This window comes from Brachyspira sp. (assembly GCF_050873525.1).
In the GTDB taxonomy this organism is placed as follows: Bacteria; Spirochaetota; Brachyspiria; order Brachyspirales; family Brachyspiraceae; genus Brachyspira.
Map to the genome: position 1 here is coordinate 1 of NZ_JBNMIZ010000253.1, position 3,425 is coordinate 3,425.

Below are 3,425 nucleotides of genomic sequence, written 5' to 3' on the forward strand. Positions count from 1 at the left end.
AAATTAAATTTTTAAGGAGTAATTTATGATTACTAAAAAACAAATATTATGCTTAATAGCGCTTGCTATTATATTGGTTATCGTTTCGGTAGCCTGTAAGAAAAATCTCACTAACTCTGTCGATTATATGGTCGTTAAACAGGCGGAACAATCGCCTCAACCCGAAAAGAAATTAACCATTGATACAAATCAAGGTTTGATTCAATTTAAAGATTTATCTTTTAAATCTGGCGCTTATTATATAAACGGCAACTATACGAGAAAAATTTATTATTATGCCGACATAAAAGTGGATGAGAATTTAAAGCCATATATAAGCGCGATAACGAAAAGCGAGGATGGAGAGATTATAGAAGACGAGGGCAAATTTTATGAGACATCTACTAACGAATCGGGAGAGTTTTATAATTTGGAAGGCGTGAGATACCAAAGCGGAAATATGCTTACGGCGGAAGCGACTTTTAACGAAAGCGGTTATTTAGTAATAAGATTTAGTAATTATAGTTTGGATATTACTTATTCTTTATTAAATGAAAAAGCTCCTGAAGGTGAAAATGACAGCAATGAAAGAAAATTATCATTTTATGCAGGAAATTGGTATGGAGTTTATGAATGGCTTAATAAGCTTTTACTTACAATAAATACCGATGGCTCCGTTATTTTTTATGAAGATAGCTATGTAGGTTCTGATGCTGGTTCTAAAATAATAACTATACCTTATTCTTCTATGACAAAAACATCAGGAGGCGGTTCTACTGCTCCTCATACTTTATATGAGCGCTATTCTTTTTCTTATGGAGGAACCGAATATTCTTTAACATTTTATACTAATGAAGCTCATTATACTTGGGGAGGATGGGGAACGACTTTTAACTCAATGCTTGGCGGAGGTCATGGTGGGCATAGTCAACTTATATACCATGAAAGACATAAAGATTTATATAAAGACCTTCAATAAATTATTATAAATTTAAGTTAAAAATGGAATGCGTAGCAATGCGCGTTCCTTTTTTATTATAGTAGTTTTTGTATCGCTTTGTTAAGTTGCTAAAAATTGTAATACTTAATAAAATATTACAATATAAAATATTAGGATTAAATTATTAAAAATGAAATATATCTCAAACTTGCATACGCATACAAATTATTGCGATGGTAAAAATTCCATAGAAGAAAATATAAAATACGCTATAGAAAAAGAATTTATAAGTTTAGGTTTTTCGGGGCATTCCAATTTTTCTAAAGACGACTGCTCAATGACAAAAGAAGGAACGATTAAATATTTAAGCGATATAAAAAAATATAAAGAAATTTATAAAGACAAAATTCAAATTTATTCGGGAATCGAAGCGGATTATTATTCCTACTTAAATAAAAATACCGACAAAGAAATGGCGCTCGATTATAGAATCGGCTCGGTTCATTTTATAGACGATTGTAAAGATTATTTTTGTATCGATATGTCGAAAGATAATTTTAACGAAACGATTAAACATTTCGGAAATATAAAAATCGTTATAGAAAAATATTTTGGCAATATAATTAAAATGGTTGAAACTCAAAAACCAGATATTGTCGGACATTTGGATTTAATCAGAAAATATAATTTGCAAAAAGAATATTTTACCGAAGAGGAAGATTGGTATATAGAAAAAGTCGAAGAAGTTTTGAAACATATAAAAGAAAATAATTGCATAGTCGAAGTCAATATAAAACTTATGAACGCTAATAATCTTGACGCGCATTATCCTAATAAAATGACGATAAAAAAAATTTTGGAAACGAATATTCCTTTAATGTTGAATACGGACGCTCATTCAATTAACGGTTTGGATAAATTTTATTACGAGGCAGTCGAAGAATTAAAAAAACTCGGCGTAAAAAAAATGAAAATGTTAATTGACGGTTCATTTAAAGATATCGATATAAATATGTTTGGAAAAGATATAAATTAAAATATAAATTAAAAATAACTAAGGGATATTTATAATTTTCGGGTCACTTTCTTTTTTCTCAACAAACCAGTCCTCTTTACTTTCTGAGTCCATTTCGGCAATTTTATCAAGTCCCATACAAATATAAGTTCCTTTTGCGGTTGCGGCGATTTTGTTGTCATTTAAAAGTATATAGCCTTCGCCTTCGTAAACTCGTCCGTTGTCCGAAATTATTTTTCCGATTATTCTTATTTCTTCGTTTATCGGAACGGGTTTTTTATATTTTGTGGTTAGCGAAATTGTCACTCCCCATTTTTCTTCTCCAGTGTATGGCATCATAGCTCTGCCGATTGTTTCGTCCAAAATAGCCGCAAGTATTCCACCATGAACTCTTGCAGGATAGCCTTGTTGAACATCTTTAAATTTTACAAGCGCGCATAAAGATTTGTCTTCCAGTTCGTAAAATTCCGCTTTCAAACTCAAATCGTTTTTGAATCCGCATACAAGACACATTCTTGAATTATTCTGTTTATTTAATACTTTTAATTGCATAAAAATCGCTCCAAATATTTTAATAATTTTTAATAAATCATAGGATAAAAATGAACGCCTTTTTCTATTTTTATCGAATCTGTTATTTGAATAAAACCTAATTTTTTATAAAATTCCAAAGCGTAATCGCTCGAATTGACGCTGTATTTATCGCATCCAAAAATATTTTTAGTTTCCTCAAAAAGTTTTTTCCCAATATGGCATTTAAAATATTTATCGTCAACGAAAAAAAGCGAGATATGTTCAAAATCTCTTAATTCTATCATTCCGACTATATCGTTATTTTCGTCTCTTGCGACTAACATTAAAGCGCCTTCTATATAGAATCTCAATCTCATATTTTCCGCCGATACAAAAATCAGAATATTTTTTATTCCTTCTTCCGTATCGATTTTAGAATTATATTTTAAATATATTCTTTTTACCAAATCGGATATTTCTTCTATATCGTCTATTTTTGCTTTTTCAATTTTAAACATTATTCAAAAGTTTTTATCAGTCTTTGAAACGGCAAATGATTTCCGTCTTTTATAAATTCGCCTTTTTTATAATATCTCAAATAAGGTATCAATTCGTTCTTCCAAGTATTTTCTTTGAAATTCATAAAAGATTCGTATAAAGGACTTTCGTTATATAAACAAATAAAAATCGTAATGTCAACGGGAGAGTTTTCTTCGTTAGCTTTCAATTCTCTTTCCAAGCCTTTCCAGTCTCCGCACCAATCCTGCGTAAAAATTGCCAAAACATTTTCGGACGCGTTTTTTATATTGTCGCTTACTTCTTTGTTATCGATTATATTTTGCATTTCTTTATCGTCTATATTTTTAAATGTTAGCATTAATTCCTCCGAGTAAATTTTTTAATAATTTAAATAATACAATGAAAAATATTTTTTATCAATGAATAAATAAACCGTATAATTTATTTTATCTTTATTAT

5 protein-coding genes are annotated in these 3,425 nt (G+C 29.5%); 2 read left to right on the forward strand and 3 right to left on the reverse strand.

Annotated elements, in window-relative coordinates:
* Positions 1-25 precede the first annotated feature (25 nt).
* Positions 26-958, forward strand: coding sequence for a hypothetical protein (locus ACR0QS_RS12100; protein ID WP_432633708.1), 933 nt, complete (start codon positions 26-28; stop codon positions 956-958).
* Positions 959-1,109: 151 nt separating this feature from the next.
* The gene (locus ACR0QS_RS12105; protein WP_432633709.1) at positions 1,110-1,955 is read left to right on the forward strand and encodes a histidinol-phosphatase; all 846 of its coding nucleotides are present in this window, start codon (positions 1,110-1,112) and stop codon (positions 1,953-1,955) included.
* 18 nt (positions 1,956-1,973) lie between these two features.
* Here the strand turns inward: ACR0QS_RS12105 and ACR0QS_RS12110 are convergent, their stop codons facing one another.
* Genes ACR0QS_RS12110 through ACR0QS_RS12120 form a run of 3 tightly spaced genes read right to left on the reverse strand, consistent with a single transcriptional unit; the run spans position 1,974 to position 3,324 of the window.
* A complete protein-coding gene (locus tag ACR0QS_RS12110; protein ID WP_432633710.1) occupies positions 1,974-2,486 on the reverse strand; it encodes a PaaI family thioesterase in 513 nt (170 codons plus the stop codon).
* Between the two features lie 29 nt (positions 2,487-2,515).
* Positions 2,516-2,965 (reverse strand): GNAT family N-acetyltransferase, encoded by a 450-nt coding sequence (locus ACR0QS_RS12115; protein WP_432633711.1) that lies wholly within the window; start codon positions 2,963-2,965, stop codon positions 2,516-2,518.
* Positions 2,965-3,324 carry a hypothetical protein gene (locus ACR0QS_RS12120; protein ID WP_432633712.1) on the reverse strand — a complete coding sequence of 120 codons (360 nt, stop codon included), beginning with the start codon at positions 3,322-3,324 and terminating at the stop codon, positions 2,965-2,967. The genes ACR0QS_RS12115 and ACR0QS_RS12120 overlap by 1 nt, the downstream gene beginning before the upstream one ends.
* Between the last annotated feature and the right edge of the window lie 101 nt (positions 3,325-3,425).